Here is a 26361-nt window from a genome sequence, read left to right on the forward strand (position 1 = left end):
CCTGGCAAGGTCTAATAAGCGTCCTCGCGACCGGAACATTCAGCATGCACGACACACCTCATGATCCCGGCAGCGCCTTGGCCATGCGCGCGCATTTTCGCCAGTCGCAAAGCCGCGCAGCGCGCCTGCGCCTGTTGGTGGAGACCGGGCAGGAACTGGCTCAACTGGCCCCCGAGGCCATGCGCGAACAGGTGCTTGTCAGGGCCTGTGCGTTCCTCGCGATGGACCACGGGGTGCTGCAGGAATGGGATGCCGAGGGCAGCGCCAGTGCCACCGCCCGCCATGGCAGCCCCGCGCGGGTGGCCAGCCTGGCCGCCCTTGCCGACCGCGACCTGCGTGCGCCACGCTGGCACGACCAGCCGCACAGCGTGCTGCAAGTACCCTTGCGCGGCAGTGACGGCCAGGCCTTTGGCGTATTGGTGCTGGGCAATAGCGTCAGCCTGCGCGCGCCGGAGCATGAAGACAGCGAATCCGTGCAATTGCTTGCCACGCTGCTGGCCACTCACCTGGAAAACCATCGGCTGTTGACCACCCTCAAGGCGCGCGACCGTACGCTGTCCGACCTGGTCAACCGCTTGCTTCGCGCCCAGGAAGACGAACGCAAACGCGTAGCCTACGACCTGCACGACGGCCTGGCGCAAACCCTCGCCGGTTTGCATCAACGGCTGCAAGGGTTCGCCGGCCGCTGCCCGCCCCTGCCACACGCCTTGGCCGCGGACTTGCAGGCGATTCTCAGCCTGGCCCAGCACTCCGTCGGCGAAGGCCGCCAACTGATTGCGGGCCTGCGCCCCACGGTGCTGGACGATTTCGGCCTGTTCAAAGCCCTCGACAAAGAAGCCGACCGCCTGCGTGACGCCGGCATCAACGTGGTGTGGCGCTCGCACTGTGCGCAGCGGCTGCCCAGCCAGGTGGAAATTGCTGTGTTCAGGATCGGCCAGGAAGCCATCAATAACGTCCTCAAGCATGCGCGTGCCAGCCAGGTGCAACTGGCCCTGGAGCTGCGCGACGAGATGGCCGTTTTACAGGTGGACGACAACGGCAAAGGCTTCGCACACGACCACCCCCGGGATGAGGCCCGGCATCTGGGCCTGGCCACCATGCACGAGCGCGCCAGCCTGCTGGGCGGGCGCTTCACCTGCGCCAGCGTGATCGATGGCGGCACCCGCCTGCAGGCCAGCGTGCCGGCCGGCCTCAACGGAGTTGCACCATGAGCAAGGTGTTACGCCTGGTCCTGGCGGACGACCATGAAGTCACGCGCACCGGTTTTGTCGCGCTGCTGGCCGGCCACCCGCAGTTCGAAGTGGTCGGCCAGGCGTGTGACGGCCAACATGCCGTGGAGCTGTGCGAACAACTGCTGCCGGATATCGTCATTCTCGATATCCGCATGCCGGTGCTCAACGGCCTGGGCGCGGCGCGCGTGCTGCAACAACGCCTGCCGACGGTGAAAGTGGTGATATTCACCATGGACGACAGCCCCGACCACCTGGAAGCGGCGATGAATGCCGGCGCGCTGGGCTACCTGCTCAAGGACGCCAGCCGTGCCGAGGTGATCCAAGCCTTGCAGCAAGTGGCCGCCGGCGGCGAAGCGCTCAACGCGGCTGTCAGCGCACGCCTGTTACGGCGCATGGCCGAACGCCAGGCCAGCGGCGTGGCGCCCAGCGAACACCTCACCCCACGGGAGCGCCAGGTCCTGGGGCTGGTGGCCAACGGCATGAGCAACCGCGCCATCGGTGAACACCTGGGCATCACCACCGGCACGGCCAAGGCCCATGTGGAACGGGTGATCGGCAAGCTCGGCGCGGCCGACCGCACCCAGGCGGCCGTGCGTGGTATCGCCCTGGGCCTGGTGGCACAACCATGAAGCGCCGTTGGGCCGACCTGCCCCTGCGGGGTAAGGCGCTGGTGGTTATTTCGTTGCCGTTGGTGGTGCTGTTACTGTCCCTGGTGCTGATCTACACCACCGAACGCCAGACCGCGCGCGCCGAAGAAGACGTGCGCCGGGTGCTGCGCGTGCAAGGCGATATCCAGGCCGTGCACACCCTGCTCGCCGAAGCGGCGGCCAGCGTGCGCGGCTACCTGCTGACCCGGCGCGAGGACTTCCTGCCCAGTTACCGCAACGCCAGGCCGCAGATTGACGCCGCGCTGCTGCGGCTCGACCGCAACGTTCGCGATCAGCGGGTGCGCGAGCAACTCAACGCGATAAAGCCGCTGATTGACGGCAAGATCGACGGGCTGCAAGACATGCTCGACGACAGCCACGCCACACCGCACTCGATCAGCGCCATTTTGATCAGCAACAAACACATCCTCGATGCCTTGCGCCAACACATCGGCACCATGCTCACCCTGGAAGCGTCTTTGCTGGCCGAGCGCAGCGCGGCGGCGTACGAGACCCGTCAGCGCTTATTGCTGTCGACCTGGCTGGCGGCGGTGTGCGGCTTGTTCGGCGCCATTGTCGCGGTGCTGTTCCTGTCCAAGGGGATTGTCGCGCGGGTACAGAACGTACAACGCAATGCGCAACGCCTGGCGCTGGGCCACCCGCTGTTGCCGCAACCGCCGGAACACGACGAAATCGGCCAACTGGGCACGCGCCTGGTGGAAGCCGGCTTGCTGCTGGCCGAACGCGAACGCGCCTTGCGCGACAACGAGGAACGCTTGCGGCTGATCATCGACGGGGTCAAGGACTACGGGATCTTTGCCCTCGACACCGCGGGCCATGTCACCAGTTGGAACAACGGCGCCGAGCGCATCAAGGGTTACACCGAGCAGGAAATCATCGGGCGGCACTTCTCGGTGTTCTACCTGCCCCAGGAGTGCCCGCAGCACCCGGACATGGCCTTGCGCGAGGCCACCGGCAACGGCGATTACACCGAAGAGGGCTGGCGCTGCCGCAAGGACGGCACGCGCTTCTGGGCCAGTGTGGTGATCACCGCGCAGTACGACGGCACCGGCGCGTTGCGTGGCTTCTCCAAGATCACCCGCGACATCACCGACCGCCGCGCCGCCGAAATCGCCTTGCGCACCGCCCGCGAGGAAGCCGAACGCGCCAGCCGCGCCAAAAGCGAGTTTCTGTCGCGCATGAGCCACGAGCTGCGCACGCCACTCAATTCGATCCTGGGTTTTGCGCAGTTGCTGGACATGGACGCGGCCAAGACACAAAAGGCCCAGGTCGGGCATATCCTGCGCGCCGGCCAGCACCTGCTGACGCTGATCAACGAGGTGCTGGACATTGCCAAGATCGAAGCGGGAGGCCTGGCGTTGAACATTGCCCCGATCCCGTTGACGCAGGTGTTGCAAGAGGCGTTGACGCTGGTGTCCCCCATGGCGACCGACGCGGCTATCCAATTGCAGCCCCTGCCCCCGCTGGCGGCCGATATCGGCATCGTTGCCGACCGCCAACGCCTCACCCAGGTGCTGCTGAACCTGCTGTCCAATGCGATCAAATACAACCGCCGCGAAGGCCAGGTGAGCATCGAGGTCACGGTCGACGGGCCGCGTATCGGTGTAGCGGTGTGCGATACCGGCACAGGCATTGCGGCGGGTCACCTGGGGCAGTTGTTCACCCCGTTCGAGCGCCTGGGTGCCGACCCGAATGTGGAAGGCAGCGGCCTGGGCCTGGCGCTGAGCAAAAGCCTGCTGGAGCAAATGGACGGCCGGCTGACCGTGCAAAGCCAGGTCGGTATCGGCTCACGCTTTACCCTGGAGCTGCCGTTCGCGCGCCTGCCGGGCTCACCGCTCAGGGTGCCCACGGTGATCGACAGCGAATGGAAGCGCCCTGCCCCCGCCGCTTGCCGGGTGCAGGGCAACGTGTTGTGCATCGAAGACAACCTCTCCAGCCTGGCGCTGATCGAAACCCTGCTGCAACGCCGGCCGGGGATAAAGCTGCTGTCGAGCATGCAAGGCCAACTGGGCCTGGACCTGGCCGCACAGCATCGGCCGCAGCTGATTCTGCTGGATGTTTCGCTGCCGGACATCGACGGTTTGAAAGTGCTGCAGCGCTTGCGCGGCTCGGCGCTCACCCACGACATCCCGGTACTGATGATCACCGCCGATGCCAGCGACCCTACCCGCCGGGCCTTGCAGGACGCCGGCGCAACGGCGGTGCTGAGCAAGCCCATCAACATCCCGGCGTTTCTCGCCCACCTCGACCAGTATTTTCCGGAGCCCGCGTGAACACCGACCTGCGCATTCTGATCATCGACGACCAACGCCCGAACCTTGAACTGGTGGAGCAACTGCTCGCCCGTGAAGGGTTGACCCATGTACTGAGCAGTACCCAGCCGCTGCGCACCCTGGAACTGTTCAACAGCTTCGAGCCGGACCTGGTGATCCTCGACCTGCACATGCCCGAATTCGACGGCTTTGCCGTGCTCGAACAACTCAACCGACGCATCCCCCAGGGCGAATACCTGCCGATCCTGGTGCTCACCGCCGACGCCACCCGCGACACCCGCCTGCGCGCCCTGGCCCTGGGCGCACGCGACTTCATCAGCAAACCACTGGACGCGCTGGAAACCATGTTGCGGGTATGGAACCTGCTGGAAACCCGCGCGCTGTACAAAACCCTGCGCAAGCTGATACCCGCGCAGCAGATCGAGTTGTTGCAACGGCGTGAATCAACGGGCAATCTCCACGCCGCCGGGGACGCTCCGGTCTAGTTCCCCCATCGATCGCACCTCAAGGACGACCCGCACATGGCGGCTTCGAACAAATGGCTGATGTCGTCAGTCGCGTATTACCTGGATTTTTTCACCATCCCCTTGTTCATCGGCTTTGCGCTCTGGCTGGCGCCGCTTGCCCCGTGGCAATTGCTCGCCGGCCTGTTGGCCTGGACGCTGGTGGAGTATTGCGCGCACCGTTTTCTGTTCCATTCGCTGTATCGCCGCGAGCACTGGACCCATCACATTGATGTACTGGCCTATATCGGGGTGTCGAGCTGGAAAACCAGCTCCACCTTTGCCGCGCTGCTGTTGTTTGCCTGGTACACCGGCCTGACCTCGGCGTTCATCGGCGCGGTGACCGGCTACTTCTATTACATCTCGGTGCATTACGTGATGCACCGCCCCGAGCATTGGGCGTATCGCTATATTCCGGGGCTGGTTGCCAACCACGACCTGCATCACCGCCAAGGCATCGAAAAAAACTTCGGGGTCTCTTCACCGCTGTGGGACCACGTGTTTCGCACGTTTATTCGCACGCCGGCACGGGTTGAAACAACGGAGTGAACGTAACGTAGCGGTCATAAACCAGACGGAAGGCATACAGGGAGGTCTAAAGTTACGGCGGTTGGGGCGGATAACTCCTATGTTATTTATATCCGCAACACTGTTCAGGGACCGAACTCATGACCCAGAGTCAATCCAGCCGTACTGCCCTTCCTGGTCATCCGCGTTTTCTTTGGTTCGCTTTCATCCCGGTCATCCCCGCCGCCGCCTGGATACTCGTGCAGTCCGCCTCCCCGGCCAACCTGGCGGCCTGCGTGGGGCTGGCGTTGGTTGGCCTGGGCGCGTGCGCCTGGAGCGCCCGGGCGCAGCGCCAAGCCGTGCAGCGCGCCCTTGCGCTGGCCGCCCCTTGCGCGGCGCAGGCCGGGCAACAGAGCGCGGATGCACGGGCACAACTCGACGAAGTCTTGCTGGGCGCCATGCCGATCTGGGCCAAACACGTGGAAAGCTCGCGCCAGCAGACTGAAGACGCCATTGTCAGCCTGGCGAATCGTTTCACCGGTATTTCCACGCGGTTGCAAGACACCGTGCAGGCCTCGCAGCAAGCCGCCGGCGAGCTCGACGGGCAGGCCGCCGACGGAGCCCTCAAGGTGTTGGCGCGCAGCGACAGCGAATTGAGCCAAGTGATCGACTCCCTCAAGGCCGCGCAATCGAGCCGTGACCAGACCCTGTCCCAAGTGCGCAGCCTCACTGCCTATACCGGTGAGTTGCGCAGCATGGCCGCCGACGTGGCGGCCATTGCGGCACAAACCAACCTGCTGGCCCTCAACGCGGCGATCGAAGCGGCACGCGCCGGTGAAGCCGGTCGTGGTTTTGCGGTAGTGGCCGATGCGGTACGCAGCCTGTCGAGCAAGTCCAGCGAGACCGGCCAGCAGATGTCGGCCAAGGTCGACATCATCAATAACGCCATCACCCAACTGGTGCAAGCGGCCTCCAGCAGCGCCGACCAGGACAGCCACTCGGTCGCGGCGTCCGAGCAGAGTATCCAGCAGGTGCTCGAACGCTTTCAGAACATCACCGGTCGCCTGGCCGACTCCGCCGATCTGCTCAAGCAGGAAAGCTACGGGATTCGCGACGAGATGACCGACGTGCTGGTCAACCTGCAATTCCAGGACCGGGTCAGCCAGATCCTCAGTCACGTGCGCGACAACATGCATGCCCTGCATGAACACCTGCTGCAGGCCAGCCAGTCGCCGGACCAGCCGGTCAACGTGGATGCGCGGCAATGGCTGGCGCGCATGGAGGCCACTTACGCCACCGACGAGCAGCGGCGCACACACCATGGCGACGCCGCTGCGCAACAGACTTCACAAGACATCACCTTTTTCTAGGAGCACAGCATGGCAAAGAATGTATTAGTGGTGGACGACTCCAGCAGCGTGCGCCAAGTGGTCGGCATTGCCTTGAAGAGCGCCGGCTATGAGGTGATCGAGGCGTGCGATGGCAAGGACGCGCTGGGCAAGCTCAACGGGCAGAAGGTGCACTTGATCATCAGCGACGTGAACATGCCCAACATGGACGGCATCACCTTCGTCAAGGAGGTCAAGAAGCTGGCCAGCTACAAGTTCACGCCGATCATCATGCTGACCACCGAATCGCAGGAATCGAAAAAAGCCGAGGGCCAGGCCGCGGGCGCCAAAGCCTGGGTGGTCAAGCCGTTCCAGCCGGCGCAGATGCTGGCGGCGGTGTCCAAGTTGATCCTGCCCTGATCGCCGACGGCCCGGAGGCCCCATGCCTATCACCCATGAAACACTCGACGGCGCCGCCCGCGTGGGCATCGAGGGCGAGCTGACGATCTACACCGTGGCCGAACTGGCCGCTGCGCTGCTGCCCCGGATCAGCACTGCGCCGCGCCTGGAGGTCGACCTGTCAGAGGTCACGGAAATCGACGGCGCCGGCCTGCAATTACTGGCGGTGATCCGCCGTGAAGCCGCCGCCGGCGGCACGCCGGTCAGCCTTGTAGGGCAGAGCCAGGCGATTACCCAAACATTGCATTTATGTGGCGGCACGCTGTTTTAGCGCGCCATAGCCGATCAATGAGCGACAAAGGAATGTCCAGGTGAGTATTAATCTCGATCAGGCACAGCAGACCTTTATCGTCGAGGCACGCGAGCTGTTGCAGGTCATGGAGCAATCCCTGCTGCAATTGGAAAACGAGCCAGGTGATGAGGATGCCATCGGCGCGGTGTTTCGCGCCGCACATACCATCAAGGGCTCCGCTGGGTTGTTTGGCCTGGCGCCCATCGTCGGGTTCACGCATATCGTCGAAGATGTACTCGACCGCCTGCGCGAGGGCAGTGTAACCGTGGATGCGGCGCTGATCGCGCTGCTGCTCAAGTGCGGCGACCACATGCTCGAACTGATCGAGGCGGTCGACCATCACGACGGCGCGCTGCAGCCTGCCACGCTGGAACGCGGTGAGGTGTTGCGCGAGGCGCTGAGCGCCTATCAGCCGCTGCAGGCCGCCCCCGCCGGCGGCGAAATCGCCGTGACGGATGACGCGCCTCAGGCCGAGCTGCTCTGGCATATTTCCCTGCGCTTCGGCGTGGACGTGTTTCGCAACGGCATGGACCCGTTGTCCTTCCTGCGTTACCTCGACACCTTGGGCCAGGTGCTACAGGTCACTACCCTGACCGACAGCATTCCACCCGTGGACGCCTGGGACCCGGAAAGCTGCTACCTGGGATTCGAGATCGACCTGCGTTCGAATGCCAGCCACACAACCCTCAACGAAGTCTTCGATTTCGTGCGCGATGACTGTGAAGTACAGATTTGCGCCGTTGATGAGCCGAGCGACAGTGGCCCCGCCACCGGCACCGAGCTGGTCACCCAGGCCGCGCCCGCCAGCCCCACGCAAGCTGCGCAACAGCGCGTGGCCACGGCCAGCGACGCCAAGCCCCGCGATGGCGCCTACGTGCGGGTCAATGCCGACAAGCTCGACGAATTGATCAACCTGGTGGGCGAGCTGGTTATCGCCAGCGCCGGTGCCAGCCTGCTGGCCCGCTCCTGCAACAACGATCCGTTGCAGGAAGCCACCTCCACCGTGTCGGGGCTGGTGGAAGAGATCCTCGATGGCGCCCTGCACCTGCGCATGATCCCGATCGGCGACACCTTCAATCGCTTCCGCCGCGTGGTGCGCGATGTCAGCCAGGAATTGGGCAAGGACATCGACCTGATCATCAACGGTGCGGAAACCGAGCTGGACAAAACCGTGGTGGAGAAAATCGGCGACCCGCTGATGCATCTGTTGCGCAATGCCATGGACCACGGCATCGAAAATGCCGACGCCCGGCGCGCGGCAGGCAAGTCAGCCAAGGGCCACCTGAGCCTGAACGCATATCACGATTCGGGCAGCATCGTGATCGAGATCGCCGACGACGGTGCCGGGCTCAACCGCGAACGGATCCTGGAAAAAGCCCAGGAGCGCGGGCTGGTCGCCAGCGGCGCGCAGCTCAGCGACCAGGAGATCTACAACCTGATTTTCGAAGCCGGCTTTTCCACGGCCGAGGCGGTGACCAACCTCTCCGGACGCGGCGTCGGCATGGATGTGGTCAAGCGCAATATCACCCTGTTGCGCGGCACCGTCGACCTCGACAGCCGCCCTGGCCAGGGCACCGTGGTGCGCATTCGCCTGCCGCTGACCCTGGCGATCATCAATGGCTTCCTGGTGGGCATCGACCAATCCACTTACGTGATTCCGCTGGACATGGTTCAGGAATGCATCGAACTGGACGAACGCCAGCGCCAATCCAGCCGCGACCAGGGTTACCTGGACCTGCGTGGCGAGGTGTTGCCGCTGGTCGACCTGCGCGAGCATTTCAGCCACGAAGGCCCGGCGGCGCGCCGCCAGAACGTGGTGGTGGTGCGCTATGCCGAGCACAAGGCCGGGCTGGTGGTGGATGACCTGCTCGGCGAGTTCCAGACCGTGATCAAACCCTTGGGCAAGCTGTTCGGCGCGCTGCGCGGCATCAGCGGCTCGACCATCCTGGGCAGCGGCGCGGTGGCCCTGATCCTGGATGTGCCGGCACTGCTCAATCAAATCGTACAACAAGAAGCGCGCACGCCTCAGGTGCCCCCCCAGGCCTCGGTCGTCGTGCGCTGAAGCATTTGCAATTTCCATGGAGGTTCCCCGATGAAATGGTTCTACGATCTTAAAATTTCCACCAAGTTGATCAGCTCATTCCTGGTGGTCCTGGCGCTCACGGCGGGGATGGGCGCGTTCGCCATCCTCCAACTGGGCGCCGTCAACCATGCGGCGCAGGAGATCCGGGGCAACTGGATGCCGTCGATGCGCGCGGCGGCCGGCATGCGCTTTTTTGCCGCCAACTACCGGCTGAAGGAAAACCGCAATATCAGTACCGAAGTGGCCGAGGAGAAAGCCCAGGCCGAGCGCGAAGCGGTGGAAGCGCGCCAGCAGTTCGAAACCCGGCTGGACACCTACGAACAACTGCTGTCGAACGACGAAGACCGTCAGTTGCTGGCCGGAGTGAAAAGCGCCTGGAACGCTTACCTCGCGGCCAGCCAGCAATTGCTGGAGCTGTCCCGGCAGAACCAGGAAGCCCAGGCGCGCGCCCTGCTGCGCGGCGAATCCAAGACGCACTTCGATGAGTTGACCAACCGCCTGCAGAAAATGGTCGAACTCAACGATGCCGGCGCCACGGTAGCCGGTGACCGGGGCTCGGTGCTGTATGAAGAATCACGCCTGTTGATCATCGTGACACTGGGCGCGGCGCTGCTGATCGGCCTGGGCCTGGCCCTGTTCATCGCGCGGATTATTTCGCGCCCGCTGCGACTGGCCGCGACCGCCGCCGAACAATTGGCCGAAGGCAATCTCACTGCGCCCATCGCGCCCGGCTCGAAGGATGAAACCGGCATGGTGCTCAACGCCATGCGCGATATGGTCGGCAAGCTCGCGCATATCATCGGCGAAGTGCGCAACGCCGCCGACAACCTGGCCAGCGCCTCGGAGCAAGTCAGCGCCACCGCGCAGTCGATGAGCCAGGCCACCAGCGAACAGGCCGCCAGCGTCGAGGAAACCAGCGCGTCGGTGGAGCAGATGAGCGCGAGCATCAACCAGAACACCGAAAACGCCAAGGTCACCGATGGCATGGCCAGCAAGGCCGCCAAAGAAGCCACCGACGGCGGCGAGTCGGTGCAGCAAACCGTGGTGGCGATGAAGAAAATCGCCCAGCGCATCAGCATCATCGATGACATTGCCTACCAGACCAACCTGCTGGCGCTCAACGCCGCCATCGAGGCCGCGCGGGCCGGCGAGCACGGCAAAGGCTTTGCCGTGGTGGCCGCCGAAGTGCGCAAACTGGCGGAGCGCAGCCAGGTGGCCGCCCAGGAAATCGGCGAGTTGTCGTCCAGCAGCGTGGACATGGCCGAAAAAGCCGGCAAGTTGCTCGACGAAATGGTGCCCTCGATCAACAAGACCTCCGACCTGGTGCAGGAAATCAGTGCCGCCTCCGAGGAACAGGCCGCCGGTGTCGCGCAGATCAACACGGCCATGACCCAGCTCAACCAAGTGACCCAGCAGAACGCCTCCAGCAGCGAGGAACTGGCCGCCACCGCCGAAGAAATGAGCAGCCAGGCCGAGCAACTGCAACAAGCGATGAGCTTTTTCGTGCTCGACTCCGCCCCGAAGGCCGTGGTGCAAAACAGCAACCCCGACAGCCCGGGCAGCAAGCCCAGCCGTCAGCCACCGCGCCCGGCCCCGCAGGCCCCGCGCAAAGCCTTCGCCTACAACATGGCCAGCGCCCCGGACGAATCGGAATTCACCCGTTTCTGATGGCAACCCTCAATGCGGGCTCACAGGGAGAATGACATGGGTGCAGTAATGACTACCCGGCAGGCCGTGGTTGCGGCCGATGAGGATGCGCAATACCTGACCTTCATGCTTGGCGGCGAGATGTTCGCCATCGGCATTCTGGGCATCAAGGAAATCATCGAATACGGCAGCCTGACCGTGGTGCCGATGATGCCCGCGTTCGTGCGCGGCGTGATCAACCTGCGCGGCGCCGTGGTGCCGGTGGTTGACCTGTCGGCGCGTTTTGGCCGGGCTAACTCGTCGATTACCCGGCGCTCCTGCGTCATCATCATCGAAGCCAGCACTGACGATGGCCCGCACCAGGACATTGGGCTGCTGGTGGACACGGTCTCTGCCGTGCAGGAGATCCCGGCGGCGCAGATCGAGCCGCCGCCCAGCTTCGGCGCGCGGATTCGCGCCGACTTTATCGGCGGCATGGCCAAGGTCGATGGCAAGTTCGTGATTGTGCTGGAGGTGAACAAAGTGCTGTCTATCGATGAGATGTCCAGCCTGGCTGAAAGCACCCAGGCGCCGACGCTCGACCTCGACGCGCGTTGAGGCTCGATCATGGCAGACACCGCCTCGCTCAACGACCGTGAATTCGGTCAGTTCCAATCCTGGCTGTACCGTGCGGCAGGCATCAACCTGTCGTCGGCCAAGAAAGCCCTGGTGGCCGGGCGCCTGTCCAAGCGCCTCAAGCACTATGAGCTGCAGAGCTATGGGGATTATTTCCAACTGATCATGAGTGACCAGCGCCAGGGCGAGCTGCAAGTCGCGCTGGACCTGCTGACCACCAATGAGACCTACTTTTTTCGCGAACCCAAGCACTTTGACTTTCTGCGCCAGCAGGTATTGCCCAGGGCCGCGCCAGGCAAAGTGTTTCGCGTATGGAGCGCGGCCAGCTCATCGGGCGAAGAACCCTACAGCCTGGCGATGACCCTGGCCGAGGCGCTGGGCACCACGCCCTGGGAAGTGATCGGCTCGGACATCAGCACCCAGGTACTGGCCAAGGCGCGCACCGGGCATTATTCGATGGAGCGCGCCGGCACCCTGCCCCAGCCGCTGCTGACCAAGTACTGCCTCAAAGGTATCGGCCGCCAGGAAGGCACCTTCCTGATCGACAAGAGCCTGCGCAACCGCGTTAGCTTCGTGCAGGTCAACCTGAACGAACCGTTGCCCGGCCTTGGTGAGTTCGATGTGATTTTCCTGCGCAACGTGATGATCTACTTCGACCAGCAGACCAAGCGCCAAGTGGTTGCGCGCTTGTTGCCGCAGCTTAAACCCGGCGGCCATTTCATCATCAGTCACTCCGAAAGCCTCAACGGTGTGAACGACACCTTGAAGCTGGTGGCGCCGTCGATTTACCGCAAGCCATGAAAAAGCCGGTCGATGCCGCCGAGGTGGTCCTGGCGCCAGGCCAGGTCAGCTTTGTGACGCGGCCGACACGCCTGCGCACGCTGTTGGGATCCTGCGTGGCGTTCACCTTCTGGCACCCGCAACGGTTGATCGGCGGCATGTGCCATTTCATGTTGCCGGCGCGCATGCGGGTTGATCAGCCACTGGATGGCAAATACGGTGACGAAGCGCTGGAGCTGCTGCTTCAACACGCGCGCGCCCACGGCACGCGGCCACAGGATTATCAGATAAAGGTGTTCGGCGGCGGCGAGATGTTCCCCACGCAGGTGTACGTGCCGGCGCGCAATGTGGCCAGCCTGAACGTCCTCGCGGCGCTGGCCCTCGCCGAGCGCCATGATTTGCACCTCACGGCCCAGGACATGGGCAGTACCGGCTATCGCACTATTGTGTTCGACCTGTGGAACGGCAACGTCTGGGTCCGGCATCAACCAATGGGAAAACGTTAAAACCATGCCTTCCAAAAAAATCAGTGTATTGCTGGTCGATGACTCGGCCGTGGTACGCCAGGTGCTGCTGGCGATCTTCAACGACACGCCGGACATCCACGTCATGGGCGCGGCCTCCGACCCGATCTTCGCCATGGACAAACTCGCCCGGGAATGGCCGGATGTGATCGTGCTGGACGTGGAAATGCCGCGCATGGACGGCATCACTTTTCTGCGCAAAATCATGAGCGAGCGGCCGACGCCGGTGGTGATCTGCTCCTCACTGACCCAAAAAGGCGCGGAGACCTCCCTGCAGGCACTGTCGGCCGGCGCGGTGGAAGTCATCACCAAACCCACCACTGGCTTGAAAAATTTCCTGATCGAGTCGGCGCCGGAATTGGTCGCCGCGATCCGCGCGGCCGCCCATTCCAACGTCAAGAACCTGGGCAAGCGCAGCGCACGGCCGACACCCGCCCCCGCACCGGCGGGCAAACTCAGTGCCGACGCGATCCTGCCCGCCGCCAGCGGCCAGGCCATGGCCCAGACCACCGAACGTATCGTCGCCATCGGCACCTCCACCGGCGGCACCCAAGCGCTGGAAGCGGTACTCACGGCGCTGCCGAGGGTGTGCCCGGGCATGGTGATCGTGCAGCACATGCCGGAGAAATTCACCGCGTCATTCGCCGAGCGCCTCAACAGCGTGTGCCAGATCGAGGTGCGCGAAGCCCGCAACAACGACCGCATACTCCCCGGCCTCTGCGCTGATCGCCCCTGGCGGCAAGCACCTGATGGTCACCCGCAGCGGCGCCTTCTATCACGCCCAGGTCATCGACGGGCCGCTGGTCAACCGGCACCGCCCCTCCGTCGATGTGCTGTTTCGCTCGGTGGCCAAGTTTGCCGGCAAGAACGCCACCGGCATCATCATGACCGGCATGGGCGACGACGGCGCCCGTGGCCTCAAGGAAATGCTCGACGCCGGCGCCGCCACGGTGGCGCAGGACGAAGCCAGTTGCGTGGTGTTCGGCATGCCCAAGGAAGCCATCAAACTCAATGCCGCCCAGCGCATCATGGCGTTGCAGGATATTCACCAGGCGATTTTGCATAAGTAAACCGCCCGTGGCGCAGGCAGCTTGCTCCCGATGAGGGCGTGTCAGTGAATGCATCCGTTCCTGACCCACTGCCATCGGGAGCAAGCCCCCTCCTACATTTGGATCTCTACCCGTGAGCCAGATATGTGTCGGCTATCAGGGCGTCACAGGAGTAAGCTCGGCCGCCAGGCCCCACTGCTTCGTCGGTATTGCTATCACGGCCATCGATAGCACCCTAACGAAAGCCCCAGGCTAGAGGGCTCATCCCGTGCTTATATCATTCCGAATGATAGTTACCTTTGCTTCATTCGATTCGTGACATACCGCGTCCCCGCGCATGATCCGCCCATCTCAAATACATTGGCGGATGCACCTCATGGAACAGTCACTCAAACATTTGCGCTTCCCCCTGGCGATTTTGGCCGTGGTGGTGATGAGCGCGTGCGGCAAGACCCCGGAACAAGCGGCCGCCATGCCGGCGGCCAAAGTCAGCGTGGCCAAGGTGCTGGAGCAACCGGTCAATGAGTGGGACGAGTTCACCGGGCGCCTGGAAGCACCGGAAACCGTACAGATCCGCCCACGGGTTTCCGGCCAGATTGACCAAGTCGCTTTCACTGAAGGCGCTTTGGTCAAGAAAGGCGACCTGCTGTTCCAGATTGACCCGCGTCCGTTCCAGGCTGAAGTGCGCCGCCTTGAAGCCCAGCTTGCCCAGACCAAAGCCGCTGCCACCCGCAGCGACAACGAAGCCCAGCGTGGCGAACGCCTGCGCCAGAGCAATGCGATCTCCGCCGAACTGGCCGACTCGCGCACCACCGCCGCCCAGGAAGCCCGCGCCGCCGTCGCCGGGATCCAGGCGCAGTTGGACCTGGCCAAGCTGAACCTGAGCTTCACCCGCGTGACCGCGCCGATCAGCGGCCGAGTCAGCCGTGCCGAAATCACCGCCGGCAACCTGGTGACCGCCGATACCACCGCGCTGACCAGCGTGGTCTCCACCGACAAGGTCTACGCCTACTTCGACGCCGATGAGCGCGTGTTCCTCAAGTACACCGAGTTGGCCCGCCAGGGCCGTCGTGGCGCCACCACCCCGGTGTACCTGGGCCTGTCGAACGAAACCGGCAACCCGCACCTGGGCCAAATGAACTTCGTCGACAACCAGGTCAACCCGGCCACCGGCACCATCCGTGGGCGCGCGGTGTTCGATAACAGCAAGGGCGAATACACCCCAGGCCTGTATGCGCGCCTCAAGTTGGTGGGCAGCGGCACCTACTCCGCCGTGCTGATCAACGACGAAGCCGTGGGCACCGACCTGGGCAAGAAGTTCGTGCTGGTGATGGACGGCGACAAGCCGGCGTATCGCTCGGTAGAGCTGGGGCCGAAGATCGAAGGTTTGCGCATCGTGCGCAGCGGCCTGAACAAGGACGACACCATTATCGTCAAGGGCCTGCAGCGTGTGCGCCCAGGCTCGCCGGTCGCCCCGGAAACCATCCCGATGGCCAGCAAGGAAACCCTCGCCGCCTTGGCCCAACAACGACAAGCGCTTGAAGCCAGCAACCTGGAACAAGTGGCGCCGGAAAAACCCGCGCCCAAGCTGGCCAGCGTCGCGACTCCACGCGGTTAAGGGATACGACTCAAGATGAATTTTTCCAAGTTCTTCATTTCGCGGCCGATCTTCGCAGCGGTACTTTCGCTGTTGATCCTGATCGCCGGCGCGATCTCGCTGTTCCAATTGCCGATCAGCGAATACCCGGAAGTGGTGCCGCCGACCGTCGTGGTACGCGCCAACTTCCCGGGCGCCAACCCCAAGGTCATCGGTGAAACCGTGGCGGCCCCGCTTGAGCAGGCCATCACCGGCGTCGAGAACATGCTGTACATGTCCTCGCAGTCGACCGCCGACGGCAAGCTGACCCTGACCATCACCTTCGCCCTGGGTACCGACCTGGACAACGCACAGGTGCAGGTACAAAACCGCGTCACCCGTACGCAGCCAAAACTGCCCGAGGAAGTGACCCGCATCGGTATTACCGTGGACAAGGCCTCCCCCGACCTGACCATGGTGGTGCACTTGACCTCCCCGGATCAGCGTTACGACATGCTCTACCTGTCCAACTACGCCTTGCTCAATATCAAGGATGAGTTGGCGCGCCTGGGGGGCGTGGGTGATGTGCAGCTGTTCGGCATGGGCGACTACTCGCTGCGTGTATGGCTGGACCCGAACAAGACCGCTTCGCGCAACCTGACCGCCACCGATGTGGTAACGGCCATTCGCGAACAAAACCGCCAGGTGGCTGCCGGTGCCCTGGGCGCGCCGCCCGCACCGAATGCCACCGCGTTCCAGTTGTCGGTGAATACCCAAGGCCGCCTGGTCACTGAGGAAGAGTTCGAGAACATCGTTATTCGCGCCGGCGATAACGGTGAAATCACCCGCCTCAAGGACATCGCACGGGTGGAGCTGGGCTCCAGCCAATACGCCCTGCGTTCGTTGCTCAACAATCAGCCGGCCGTGGCGATCCCGATCTTCCAGCGGCCGGGTTCCAACGCTATCGAGATCTCCAACGAAGTGCGCGGCAAGATGGAAGAGCTGAAAAAGAGCTTCCCGCAAGGCATGGACTTCAGCATCGTCTACGACCCGACCATCTTCGTCCGGGGTTCCATCGAAGCGGTGGTGCACACCCTGTTTGAAGCACTGATCCTGGTGGTGCTGGTGGTGATTCTGTTCCTGCAAACCTGGCGCGCCTCGATCATTCCGTTGGTGGCGGTGCCGGTATCGTTGATCGGTACGTTTGCGGTGATGCACCTGTTCGGCTTTTCGCTCAACGCCCTGTCATTGTTCGGCCTGGTATTGGCCATCGGTATCGTGGTGGACGACGCCATCGTGGTGGTGGAGAACGTCGAACGTAACATCGAGCTGGGCCTGGAACCGTTCCCGGCCACTGAAAAAGCCATGAGCGAAGTGACCGGCCCGATCATCGCCACCGCGTTGGTGCTGTGTGCGGTGTTCATCCCAGCGGCCTTCATCAGCGGCCTGACCGGGCAGTTCTACAAACAGTTCGCCTTGACCATCGCAATTTCCACGGTGATCTCGGCCTTCAACTCGCTGACCTTGTCCCCTGCCCTGGTCGCCGTGTTGCTGCGCAGCCACGACGCGCCAAAGGACCGCTTCTCCAAGGTGCTCGACAAGATTTTCGGCGGCTGGTTGTTCCGTCCGTTCAACCGCTTCTTCGAGAAAGCCAGCCACGGTTATGTCGGCACCGTACGCCGAGTGATTCGCGGCAGCGGCATCGCCCTGTTCCTGTACGCCGGCCTGATGGTGCTGACCTGGTTCGGCTTTGCCCACACTCCGACCGGTTTCGTACCGGCCCAGGACAAGCAATACCTGGTGGCCTTCGCTCAACTGCCGGACGCCGCGAGCCTGGACCGCACCGAAGACGTGATCAAGCGCATGTCCGAGATCGCCTTGAAACAACCGGGCGTGGACAGCGCGGTGGCGTTCCCCGGCCTGTCGATCAACGGTTTTACCAACAGCCCGAACAGCGGCATCGTGTTCGTGACCCTCAAGCCGTTCGACGAGCGTAAAGACCCGAGCATGTCGGCCGGTGCGATTGCCGGCGCCTTGAACGGCCAGTACAGCAATATCCAGGAAGCCTACATGGCGATCTTCCCACCGCCGCCGGTACAGGGCCTGGGCACCATCGGCGGGTTCCGCCTGCAGATCGAAGACCGTGGCAACCTGGGTTACGACGAGCTGTACAAAGAAACCCAGAACATCATCGCCAAGAGCCATAACGTGCCGGAGTTGTTCGGCCTGTTCACCAGCTACACGGTCAACGTGCCCCAGGTCGATGCCGCCATCGACCGCGAAAAGGCCAAGACCCACGGCGTGGCGATCAGCGACATCTTCGACACCCTGCAGATCTACCTGGGCTCGCTGTATGCCAACGACTTCAACCGCTTTGGCCGCACCTACCAGGTCAACGTGCAGGCTGAGCAGCAGTTCCGCCTGGACGAAGACCAGATCGGCCAATTGAAAGTGCGTAACAACAAGGGCGAAATGATCCCGTTGGCGACCTTTATCAAGGTCAGCGACACCTCGGGGCCGGACCGCGTGATGCACTACAACGGTTTTATCACCGCCGAAATCAACGGCAACGCCGCACCGGGCTACAGCTCGGGCCAGGCCCAGGCCGCGATCGAAAAACTGTTGAAGGATGAACTGCCCAACGGCATGACCTACGAGTGGACCGACCTGACCTATCAGCAAATCCTCTCGGGCAACACCGCGCTGTTCGTGTTCCCGCTCTGCGTATTGCTGGCGTTCCTGGTACTGGCCGCCCAATACGAAAGCTGGAGCCTGCCGCTGGCGGTGATCCTGATCGTGCCGATGACGCTGCTGTCGGCCATTACCGGGGTGATCATGTCGGGCGGCGACAACAACATCTTTACCCAGATCGGCCTAATCGTACTGGTGGGCCTGGCCTGTAAGAACGCGATCCTGATCGTGGAGTTCGCCAAGGACAAACAGCAGGAAGGCCTCGACCCGCTCGCCGCGGTACTGGAAGCCTGCCGTCTGCGTCTGCGGCCGATCCTGATGACCTCGTTCGCGTTCATCATGGGCGTGGTACCCCTGGTGTTCTCCAGCGGTGCCGGTGCCGAGATGCGTCATGCCATGGGTGTGGCGGTGTTCTCCGGGATGATCGGGGTGACCTTCTTCGGTCTGTTGCTGACGCCAGTGTTCTACGTACTGATCCGTCGCTATGTGGAGCGCCAGGAAGCGCGCAAAGCGGCCAAGGCCTTGAAGCTGGAGACACAGCAATGAGTGTGAACGTGTTTTTGCCAAGCTTGCTGGTACTGGCGCTGAGCGCCTGTGCCGTGGGCCCGGACTACAATGCCCAAACCCCGGAGGCGGCGAACATCACCGCCGCCGCGGATGCCAAGCAATATGACCACGCCAAGTTCGAAGGCATCTGGTGGCAGCAGTTCGAAGACCCGACCCTGAACCAGTTGGTGACGCAATCCCTGCAAGGCAACCGTGACCTGCGCGTGGCCTTTGCCCGCCTGCGAGCGGCACGGGCGATCCGCGATGACGCCAGCAATGACGCCATGCCGACCATCACCAGCCGCGTCAGCAGTGACCAGGGCAAAGGCCAGATCCCCGGGCAAACCACGCGCAGGGTCAAGACCGAGCGTTACGACCTGGGCCTGGACATGGCGTGGGAACTGGACCTGTTCGGCCGCATCCAGCGCAACCTGGAAGCCACCGACGCCGACCAGCAGGCCGCCGAAGCTGACTTGTACCAGCTGCAAGTCACGATGATTGCCGAACTGGTCGACGCCTACGGTCAACTGCGCGGCGCGCAACTGCGTGAACGCATTGCCCTGGACAACCTGAAGAACCAACAGGAATCGCGCACCATCACCATCAGCCTGCGCGATGCCGGGGTGGGCGACCAGCTCGACGTGGAACGTGCCGACGCACGCCTGGCGGCGGTAGAAGCCAGCGTGCCGCAACTGCAGGCCGAGCAGGTGCGCGAGCGTAACCGCATCGCCACCCTCCTCGGCCAGCGCCCCGACAAACTGAGCGTAGACCTGAGCCCCAAAGACCTGCCGGCGATTGCCAAGGCGTTGCCGATCGGCGATCCAGGACAACTGCTGCAACGGCGCCCGGACATCCTCAGCGCCGAACGCAAACTGGCCGCCGCCACCGCGCGCATCGGCGTGGCCAAGGCCGACCTGTTCCCACGGGTCAGCCTCAGCGGCTTCCTCGGCTTTACCGCCGGGCGCGGTTCGCAGATCGGCTCGTCCGCCGCAAATGCCTGGGCCCTGGGCCCGAGCATCACCTGGGCCGCGTTTGACCTGGGCAGCGTGCGTGCTCGCTTGCGCGGCGCGGATGCCGAAGCGGATGGCGCGCTGGCCACCTATGAGCAACAAGTGCTGCTGGCGCTGGAAGAATCGGAAAATGCCTTCAGTGATTACGGCAAACGCCAACAGCGTCTGGTCTCATTGATTCGTCAAAGTGAGTCCAGCCGCGCCGCCGCCGACCTCGCCGCCATCCGCTATCGCGAAGGCACCGTGGACTTCCTGGTCCTGCTCGACGCCCAGCGCGAACGCCTGGCCGCCGAAGACTCCCAGGCCCAGGCCGAAGTGGACCTGTATCGCGGGATTGTGGCGATCTACAAGGCGCTGGGCGGTGGATGGCAGCCGGATACGGTCGTAGCGACGGCCAAATGATGTAAAGAGCTCCTTTGGTTGGTCGCATCCAGCCAATTTTTAGCCCCGTGGTCCATTCGGCCATGGGGCTTTTTTTGTTTGGAGCGTCCTAAAATGTTGAAGGTTGCTTCTGTAAGTTAAAAACGAAGTACCTTGTAAGAAAACTCTTAATACTGCGCTGCGCCTGGCGATCAGACTCAAGTCATTTATTCGTCGAAAAATGGACTTTCAAAAACAGAAATATGCCTTAACCTTAAAGCTCAATGTCTAGGGCGCCAACAAAAAAATGAGAAGATGGGGATTCTTAAAAAACAAAAACGACAACTTATATTATTCTCTATCGATATTTATGAACCTGGACGTTCAGAGAAGCCTGTTTGTACTTTACTTGCTGCAGCTGGGTATCACACAGGGAGAGATAGGCATTCTGCAATCCTTTTTATTCTTCTCTTGCGTAGCCTTGGAAATCCCATCCGGTTTACTCGCAGATCGCTATGGGCGTAAATACTCTCTTATCATTGGTTTTTCAGGGTTGTTTTTAAGTGGCATTGGCTTTTTACTGTTTTCTTCTTTTATTCCTTTCGCCATTATATTTTGTCTATTTGGCGCAAGTATTGCCATGGGCTCCGGCTCCGATAGGGCGTTACTGTATGACAACTTACTCGCTGAGAACCGCACAGCGGAATATCCTAAAATACTGTCACGCGCCCGTGCTATTGGCGCTGTATCATTAGGCTTGTCCATGTTTGTGGGCGGCGTACTACAGGACACCTTGTCCTGGAACAGTGTTTACATCGTTTTTGCGGTATCAAAACTGATCGGTGCTTTTGTTGTTACATTCATTACTGAAGCCAAGCCCCCGCCCACCTCACTGACGCCCAATGAAAAAATCAATATACGCAATGAGGAAACCGAGGGGGTTTTTACTTCACTAACTAGGTTTTTCCGCTCGAAAAAAGGTGCCTTTCTTATACCCTTATTTATTGGATTCGCGTTATTCGAGCTATCAACGATCCCCTTGTTTATTTATGGTCAGCCATTTTTTTCAATGCAGGGATTGGAGATACCTACCATTGCCGGCATTTATGCTGCCGTTGAAGCCGTCTCGGCATTGATGTTCATGGCTGCGGGTTTTATTTGCAGCCGACTTTCTCTGGGCATCATTGCCTTCACTACAACCGGCATCGTCACGCTTCTGCTTTTCATTTTGTCATTCAACATCGGCATCGTTACTTCAATTGCTGCCTTCCTACTTATTATGTCGCTGCCTGCTCTATATGAGACTTCCTATGAAACCTATATTCATGACAATGTTGAGTCACGTATTCGAGCCTCTTGCCTGTCTGTTGCGAATCTAGTCAACTCGATCATCATCGGCATCTCCTACAGCGTGTTTGGAGGACTAGTAGATGTCTACGGCTTCTCGCTGACGTTGATCATAGTTGCGGCCTTCTGCCTGGTTGGTTTGTTGGGTGTAAGCGCCACGTTGCTGTTAGGTGGACAAAAAAACCGTTTAAACCAACAAAACGCTTGAGATACGCAGTTTCATTTGCGAGCTGATCATCACACTGACAGGCATCCGACTGAAAACCTGACCTGTTTTGTCCGTACCCTTACGCCCTACATAGCATCGTTAAGAATCAAACTCCGATAATGCCCCGGATTCGACCCACTCCACTTGCGAAACGCCTTATAAAACGAACTGGTATCGGCAAACCCCAGCCGCTCTGCAATCTCGGCAAAGCTGATCTGCGGCTCCGCCAGCCACACAATCGCCAGTTCCTTGCGCACGCTGTCCTTCAACCCCTGATACGTCTGCCCTTCTTCGGCCAGGCGCCGCCGCAGGGTCGAGGCGGAGATACAGTGGGCCGCCGCCAGGCCATCGGTTTCCGGCCAGGTGTCGGGCGGCATTTGGCGCAGGTCGTGCTTGATGCGGGTGGCCAGGCTGTCGGGGTCGCGGTATTTGACCAGGATGTTGGCCGGCGCGTGGGCCAGGAAACGTTGCAGTTCTTGCGGGCTGCGCTTGATCGGCAGGTCGAGGCAATCGGCGGAGACGATCATGCGCGTGCGTGGCCGGTTAAAGCGCAGGTTGTCGGAAAACATCACCCGGTAGTCATCACAATAATCCGGCGGCGGGCAGCGCAACTCGATGGCCAGGATGGGGATGCGCCGCCCCGCCAGCCAACAGGCAACACCGTGGACAATCATCCAATAGGTGAAGTAGGTGAAGGCGCGATTGGGCTCGGCATCCGGTTCCAGCAGCACGATTTCCGCCAGACTCTGTTGGCGCACCAATTGGGCGGGCAGGCGCTCCAGCATCAGTGAGAGAAACCCCAAGCCGGTTTCCAGGCCGGCCGCCAGGGTCGGTTGCGCGATGGCCGCCCGGCAGAGAAACGCCAGGCTACCGGACTTGAGCCTGCGCGGGTCCATGCCGAAGAACTCATCGTCGCAACGCCTTGCCAGCAAGCGCCACAGGCGTGCATAGGCCGTGGCCGGTACACGGGCGGCGGGCTCTTGCAGCAGCGCCGGGTCGATCCCGACTTTGCTCAGGGCCTCGACGGTGGCCGCCCCCGGCGCGCAACTCTGCGACAAGGCCTCGCGCACGAGGTGGATGGAGATGGTGTCTTTTTCCGCCATGGAAGTTGGGCAATCCGGTCGTGCATGAGGTGGCGTGCATCATAAGGGCGCTTGCGCTTTGCCACCACCGTTCAGCCGGCGTTCAGCTAAAGTCAATATTTCCTGTTTGGCAATGAGTATCATTATGTTACAACTTAGCACCCTAACTAATTGCCCTGCGGTGCCGAATGCTTGTCCCCTTTCTCATCATGCTGCGCGAAGGCATTGAAGCCGCATTGATCGTCGGCATCATCGCCAGTTACCTGCAACAGACAGGCCGCGGCCAATGGATGCCGGCCGTGTGGATTGGGGTGTTCCTTGCCGCAGCGCTGGCCTTGCTGGTGGGCGGCGGCCTGGAATGGGTCAGCGCGGAGTTCCCGCAGAAACAACAGGAGCTGTTCGAAGGCGTGGTCGGCCTGGTTGCCGTGGGTATCCTCAGCTCCATGGTGTTCTGGATGCGCAAGGTTGCGCGCTCCATCAAGCATGCGTTGCACGCCTCCCTTGATCAGGCGTTGACCGGCTCCAGGCACCAGGTCACCGCACTGATCCTGATGGTGTTTTTCGCCGTGGCCCGCGAAGGCCTGGAAACCGTGTTTTTCCTGCTGGCGGTGTTCCAGCAGAGCGAAGGCCCCGGCGCGCCGATGGGCGCCCTGCTCGGCCTGGTGTTGGCGATTGTCGTCGGCTGGCTGATTTACACCGGCAGCATGCGCCTGAACCTGGGTGCGTTTTTCCGCTGGACCGGCCTGTTCATCCTGGTGGTCGCGGCCGGCATCCTCGCCAACTCGGTGCAGGCTCTGCACGAGGCCGGGGTGTGGAACCATTGGCAAACCGTACTCTTCGATTTCAGCGCTGTATTGCCGATGGACAGCCCATTGGGTTCGGTGCTGGCCGGCATGTTCGGCTATCAGGAAGCGCCGACCGTCAGCACCCTGGGCGCCTACCTGATTTACCTGGTGGTGGCGCTGGTGATGTTTTTCCTGCCAGCCACGCCGGCCAAGCCTGCCGCCACCCCCTCCTCCGTTTCCAGCCAGTAAGGACCGTCTCTTGTCCAGCCCAACGCCTCAACCTGCCTCGCCACCCCGCGCCCTGCGCTGGGCGGTGGCCGGCTCGGTGGTCGTGATGATCGCCGCCGGTGGCCTGTTCTACTACGCCTCGCAGATGGCCGCCGCCAAGCGCCAGGCCAACGGCAATGAAATTGCCGTGACCATCCACGGCCACGCCTGCGAGCCCAACGCACTGACCGTTCCGGCCGGGCGCGCGAGCTTTCGTATCATCAACCGCTCCGACCGTGCCGTGGAATGGGAAATCCTCGACGGCGTGCTGGTGGTCGAGGAGCGCGAAAACATCGCCCCCGGCCTTAGCCAGGTTATCAACGCCAACCTGTTGCCCGGCGACTATGCCATCACCTGCGGCCTGCTGAGCAACCCGCGTGGCACTTTGCATGTGACGCCCACGGCGCAGTCCGACGCCCAGGCCAAGGCCAAGCCGTCGATGGTGGCGTTTATCGGCCCGCTGTCGGAGTTCCGCGTGTACCTGAGCAGCCAGGGCAATGCGCTTATAAAGGCCACGACGGCGCTGCAACAGGCGATCGAGGCCGGTGACCTGGCCCAGGCGCAGGCGGCGTATGTACCAGCCCGTGAGGCTTATCAACGGCTGGCGCCGGCGTCGCAACGCCTGGCGGAACTGGACAACGCCATCAACGCCCGCGCCGATTATTTTGAAAAACGCGAACAGGACCCGGCGTTCAGTGGCTTGCATCGCCTCGAATACAGCCTGTTCCAGCAACGCAGCCTCGCTGGCCTGGCCCCGGTGGCGCAGCGCCTGGTGACCGACGTCAGCGGCCTCAAACAACAACTGCTGGCCCAGTCGCTGCCGCCGGAGCAACTGGTGAGCATCGTGGTGCGCAACCTCAACAGCCTGGCGGATGTGCGCGCCGTCAGTGGTGAGGAAGAGCGCTACAGCCACATCGACCTGAACGGTTTCGCCGCCAACCTGCAAGCCGCGCACAAGGTGGTCGAGTTGATGCGCCCGCTGCTGGCCAAGTCTGCCGCTGACCTGCTCCCCAAAGTCGACAGTGCCCTCGCCGCGTTCGATGCCGAACTCGCAGGCTTTAAGGTCAATAACACTTACCGCACGTACGACAGCGTTACCGCCGATCAGCGTCAGCAGATCGCCGACAAGGCCAAGGCTCTGGCCGTTGCACTCGATGGAATCGACCCCGCCCTTGGCCTTTCCGGCCTGCAGTGAAGACGACCGAATTTATGAGCGATTCAGCACACTTTTCAGCACAACGTCGCCGCGTCCTGCTGGGCATGGCCGCCACCGGCGCGGCGATTGCCGGCAGCAGCCTGGCCTGCCCGGCGATGGCCGCCGCCGCCGAGCAAGTCACCACGGCGCCACGCAGTGACAAGACCCAGGACCACCATGACTTTTTCGGCCAGCACCAAAGCGGCATCGTCACGCCGCGCCCGGCCTGCGGCATGCTCGTGGCGTTCGACGTGCTGGCCGGCGACCGCGACGACCTGGAGCGGCTGTTTCGCACCTTGAACGAGCGCATCAGCTTCTTGATGACCGGCGGCGCCGTGGCACAAGTCGACCCGAAACTGCCGCCCACCGACTCCGGGATTCTCGGCCCGGTGGTGACGCCGGACAACCTGACCATCACGGTTTCGGTCGGTGAATCGCTGTTCGATGAGCGCTTTGGCCTTGGCGCGGTGAAGCCCAAGCGCCTGAGCCGCATGGTGGGTTTTCCCAACGACGCGCTGGAGCCGACGCAGTGCCATGGCGACCTCAGCGTGCAGTTTTGCTCCAACACCCCCGACACCAATATCCATGCCCTGCGCGACATCGTGAAGAACCTGCCCGACCTGCTGCTGGTGCGCTGGAAGCAGGAAGGCAGCGTGCCGCCCCAGGCCCCTGCCAAACCCGGCACGCCTGCGCAGAGCGCGCGTAATTTCCTGGGGTTTCGTGACGGTTCGGCCAACCCCGACTCCAACGACGACAAGGCGATGAACCAGATTGTGTGGGTACAGCCGGGCAGCGACGAGCCAGCCTGGGCGGCTCATGGCAGCTATCAGGCGGTGCGCATCATCCGCAACTTCGTCGAGCGCTGGGACCGCACGCCCCTGCAAGAACAGGAAAGCATCATCGGTCGGGTCAAGACCACCGGCGCACCCATGGATGGCCAGCAAGAAAGCCAGGTGCCCGACTACAGCCAGGACCCCCACGGCAAGTTGACCAAGCTCGATGCGCATATCCGCCTGGCCAACCCGCGCACCCCGCAGACCCAGGCCAACCTGATCCTGCGGCGGCCGTTCAACTACTCCAACGGCGTCAATAAAAACGGTCAGCTCGACATGGGGCTGTTGTTCATCTGCTACCAGGCTGACCTGGAGAAAGGCTTTATCAGCGTGCAGACCCGGCTCAACGGCGAGCCCCTGGAGGAGTACCTCAAGCCGGTGGGCGGCGGGTACTTTTTCAGCCTGCCGGGGGTCACCGGGCCCAAGGATTTTCTTGGACGCACACTGCTTGCGGCCGCGCACCCTCAAACCACTGCCAATACCTAAAACAAACCCCACAGC

At 62.4% G+C, this 26361-nt stretch carries 21 protein-coding genes and 1 pseudogene; 21 read left to right on the top strand and 1 reads right to left on the bottom strand.

Annotation, left to right across the window (positions count from 1 at the left end; genetic code table 11):
- Positions 1-44 precede the first annotated feature (44 nt).
- The 18 genes and pseudogenes from AB4O23_RS19180 to AB4O23_RS19265 all read left to right on the top strand — a co-directional run bounded on the left by AB4O23_RS19180 (position 45) and on the right by AB4O23_RS19265 (position 21698).
- Positions 45-1211, top strand: coding sequence for a sensor histidine kinase (locus AB4O23_RS19180; RefSeq protein ID WP_017529032.1), 1167 nt, complete (start codon positions 45-47; stop codon positions 1209-1211).
- Positions 1208-1861, top strand: a complete 654-nt coding sequence (locus AB4O23_RS19185) for a response regulator (protein ID WP_017529031.1) — start codon at positions 1208-1210, stop codon at positions 1859-1861. The genes AB4O23_RS19180 and AB4O23_RS19185 overlap by 4 nt, the downstream gene beginning before the upstream one ends.
- A complete protein-coding gene (locus AB4O23_RS19190; protein ID WP_460060270.1) occupies positions 1858-4173 on the top strand; it encodes an ATP-binding protein in 2316 nt (771 codons plus the stop codon). The genes AB4O23_RS19185 and AB4O23_RS19190 overlap by 4 nt, the downstream gene beginning before the upstream one ends.
- Positions 4170-4658 carry a response regulator gene (locus AB4O23_RS19195; RefSeq protein ID WP_017529029.1) on the top strand — a complete coding sequence of 163 codons (489 nt, stop codon included), beginning with the start codon at positions 4170-4172 and terminating at the stop codon, positions 4656-4658. Before AB4O23_RS19190 ends, AB4O23_RS19195 begins: the two co-directional genes overlap by 4 nt.
- Positions 4659-4694: 36 nt before the next feature.
- Entirely contained in the window at positions 4695-5225 is a 531-nt protein-coding gene (locus tag AB4O23_RS19200) for a sterol desaturase family protein (protein ID WP_017529028.1), read from the top strand.
- Positions 5226-5641: 416 nt separating this feature from the next.
- Positions 5642-6553: a methyl-accepting chemotaxis protein gene (locus AB4O23_RS19205; RefSeq protein ID WP_440447072.1), complete on the top strand. Its 912-nt coding sequence runs from the start codon at positions 5642-5644 to the stop codon at positions 6551-6553.
- Positions 6554-6562: 9 nt separating this feature from the next.
- A complete protein-coding gene (locus AB4O23_RS19210) occupies positions 6563-6931 on the top strand; it encodes a response regulator (RefSeq protein WP_017529026.1) in 369 nt (122 codons plus the stop codon).
- A gap of 22 nt (positions 6932-6953) precedes the next feature.
- Positions 6954-7241: an STAS domain-containing protein gene (locus AB4O23_RS19215; RefSeq protein WP_068931601.1), complete on the top strand. Its 288-nt coding sequence runs from the start codon at positions 6954-6956 to the stop codon at positions 7239-7241.
- Positions 7242-7281: 40 nt separating this feature from the next.
- Entirely contained in the window at positions 7282-9324 is a 2043-nt protein-coding gene (locus tag AB4O23_RS19220) for a chemotaxis protein CheA (RefSeq protein ID WP_065876894.1), read from the top strand.
- A 30-nt stretch (positions 9325-9354) separates the two neighbouring features.
- Positions 9355-11013 (top strand): methyl-accepting chemotaxis protein, encoded by a 1659-nt coding sequence (locus AB4O23_RS19225; protein WP_017529023.1) that lies wholly within the window; start codon positions 9355-9357, stop codon positions 11011-11013.
- 36 nt (positions 11014-11049) lie between these two features.
- Entirely contained in the window at positions 11050-11589 is a 540-nt protein-coding gene (locus AB4O23_RS19230) for a chemotaxis protein CheW (RefSeq protein WP_460060272.1), read from the top strand.
- A 9-nt stretch (positions 11590-11598) separates the two neighbouring features.
- Positions 11599-12408 (top strand): CheR family methyltransferase, encoded by an 810-nt coding sequence (locus tag AB4O23_RS19235; RefSeq protein WP_017529021.1) that lies wholly within the window; start codon positions 11599-11601, stop codon positions 12406-12408.
- The gene (cheD, locus tag AB4O23_RS19240) at positions 12405-12893 is read left to right on the top strand and encodes a chemoreceptor glutamine deamidase CheD (protein ID WP_065876892.1); all 489 of its coding nucleotides are present in this window, start codon (positions 12405-12407) and stop codon (positions 12891-12893) included. The genes AB4O23_RS19235 and cheD overlap by 4 nt, the downstream gene beginning before the upstream one ends.
- A gap of 4 nt (positions 12894-12897) precedes the next feature.
- Positions 12898-13981: pseudogene (locus tag AB4O23_RS19245) on the top strand (protein-glutamate methylesterase/protein-glutamine glutaminase).
- Positions 13982-14336: 355 nt separating this feature from the next.
- Complete coding sequence (gene mexE, locus AB4O23_RS19250) at positions 14337-15578, top strand: multidrug efflux RND transporter periplasmic adaptor subunit MexE (protein ID WP_065876897.1); 1242 nt, start codon at positions 14337-14339, stop codon at positions 15576-15578.
- Between the two features lie 15 nt (positions 15579-15593).
- Positions 15594-18773, top strand: a complete 3180-nt coding sequence (locus AB4O23_RS19255) for an efflux RND transporter permease subunit (RefSeq protein WP_460150231.1) — start codon at positions 15594-15596, stop codon at positions 18771-18773.
- The gene (locus AB4O23_RS19260; RefSeq protein WP_460060274.1) at positions 18770-20185 is read left to right on the top strand and encodes an efflux transporter outer membrane subunit; all 1416 of its coding nucleotides are present in this window, start codon (positions 18770-18772) and stop codon (positions 20183-20185) included. Before AB4O23_RS19255 ends, AB4O23_RS19260 begins: the two co-directional genes overlap by 4 nt.
- A gap of 328 nt (positions 20186-20513) precedes the next feature.
- Positions 20514-21698: an MFS transporter gene (locus AB4O23_RS19265; RefSeq protein ID WP_065876889.1), complete on the top strand. Its 1185-nt coding sequence runs from the start codon at positions 20514-20516 to the stop codon at positions 21696-21698.
- A gap of 86 nt (positions 21699-21784) precedes the next feature.
- On the opposite strand, the gene AB4O23_RS19270 is transcribed toward AB4O23_RS19265, so the two are convergent.
- The gene (locus AB4O23_RS19270) at positions 21785-22801 is read right to left on the bottom strand and encodes an AraC family transcriptional regulator (protein ID WP_017529014.1); all 1017 of its coding nucleotides are present in this window, start codon (positions 22799-22801) and stop codon (positions 21785-21787) included.
- A gap of 167 nt (positions 22802-22968) precedes the next feature.
- On the opposite strand from AB4O23_RS19270, the gene efeU reads away from it, so the two are divergent.
- Genes efeU through efeB form a run of 3 tightly spaced genes read left to right on the top strand, consistent with a single transcriptional unit; the run spans position 22969 to position 26346 of the window.
- Positions 22969-23814: an iron uptake transporter permease EfeU gene (efeU, locus tag AB4O23_RS19275; protein WP_460060275.1), complete on the top strand. Its 846-nt coding sequence runs from the start codon at positions 22969-22971 to the stop codon at positions 23812-23814.
- Between the two features lie 10 nt (positions 23815-23824).
- A complete protein-coding gene (gene efeO / locus AB4O23_RS19280; RefSeq protein ID WP_368949622.1) occupies positions 23825-25027 on the top strand; it encodes an iron uptake system protein EfeO in 1203 nt (400 codons plus the stop codon).
- A 14-nt stretch (positions 25028-25041) separates the two neighbouring features.
- Positions 25042-26346: an iron uptake transporter deferrochelatase/peroxidase subunit gene (efeB, locus tag AB4O23_RS19285; protein WP_068932177.1), complete on the top strand. Its 1305-nt coding sequence runs from the start codon at positions 25042-25044 to the stop codon at positions 26344-26346.
- Positions 26347-26361 lie beyond the last annotated feature (15 nt).

It is taken from the genome of Pseudomonas sp. H2_A10 (assembly GCF_054680085.1).

Coding starts and splice junctions, on each gene's coding strand:
- AB4O23_RS19180 (WP_017529032.1), top strand. CDS start 45: ATGCACGACACACCTCATGATCCCGGCAGCGCCTTGGCCATGCGCGCG.
- AB4O23_RS19185 (WP_017529031.1), top strand. CDS start 1,208: ATGAGCAAGGTGTTACGCCTGGTCCTGGCGGACGACCATGAAGTCACG.
- AB4O23_RS19190 (WP_460060270.1), top strand. CDS start 1,858: ATGAAGCGCCGTTGGGCCGACCTGCCCCTGCGGGGTAAGGCGCTGGTG.
- AB4O23_RS19200 (WP_017529028.1), top strand. CDS start 4,695: ATGGCGGCTTCGAACAAATGGCTGATGTCGTCAGTCGCGTATTACCTG.
- AB4O23_RS19205 (WP_440447072.1), top strand. CDS start 5,642: ATGCCGATCTGGGCCAAACACGTGGAAAGCTCGCGCCAGCAGACTGAA.
- AB4O23_RS19210 (WP_017529026.1), top strand. CDS start 6,563: ATGGCAAAGAATGTATTAGTGGTGGACGACTCCAGCAGCGTGCGCCAA.
- AB4O23_RS19215 (WP_068931601.1), top strand. CDS start 6,954: ATGCCTATCACCCATGAAACACTCGACGGCGCCGCCCGCGTGGGCATC.
- AB4O23_RS19225 (WP_017529023.1), top strand. CDS start 9,355: ATGAAATGGTTCTACGATCTTAAAATTTCCACCAAGTTGATCAGCTCA.
- AB4O23_RS19230 (WP_460060272.1), top strand. CDS start 11,050: ATGGGTGCAGTAATGACTACCCGGCAGGCCGTGGTTGCGGCCGATGAG.
- AB4O23_RS19235 (WP_017529021.1), top strand. CDS start 11,599: ATGGCAGACACCGCCTCGCTCAACGACCGTGAATTCGGTCAGTTCCAA.
- cheD (WP_065876892.1), top strand. CDS start 12,405: ATGAAAAAGCCGGTCGATGCCGCCGAGGTGGTCCTGGCGCCAGGCCAG.
- mexE (WP_065876897.1), top strand. CDS start 14,337: ATGGAACAGTCACTCAAACATTTGCGCTTCCCCCTGGCGATTTTGGCC.
- AB4O23_RS19255 (WP_460150231.1), top strand. CDS start 15,594: ATGAATTTTTCCAAGTTCTTCATTTCGCGGCCGATCTTCGCAGCGGTA.
- AB4O23_RS19260 (WP_460060274.1), top strand. CDS start 18,770: ATGAGTGTGAACGTGTTTTTGCCAAGCTTGCTGGTACTGGCGCTGAGC.
- AB4O23_RS19265 (WP_065876889.1), top strand. CDS start 20,514: ATGAACCTGGACGTTCAGAGAAGCCTGTTTGTACTTTACTTGCTGCAG.
- AB4O23_RS19270 (WP_017529014.1), bottom strand. CDS start 22,801: ATGGCGGAAAAAGACACCATCTCCATCCACCTCGTGCGCGAGGCCTTG.
- efeU (WP_460060275.1), top strand. CDS start 22,969: ATGCTTGTCCCCTTTCTCATCATGCTGCGCGAAGGCATTGAAGCCGCA.
- efeB (WP_068932177.1), top strand. CDS start 25,042: ATGAGCGATTCAGCACACTTTTCAGCACAACGTCGCCGCGTCCTGCTG.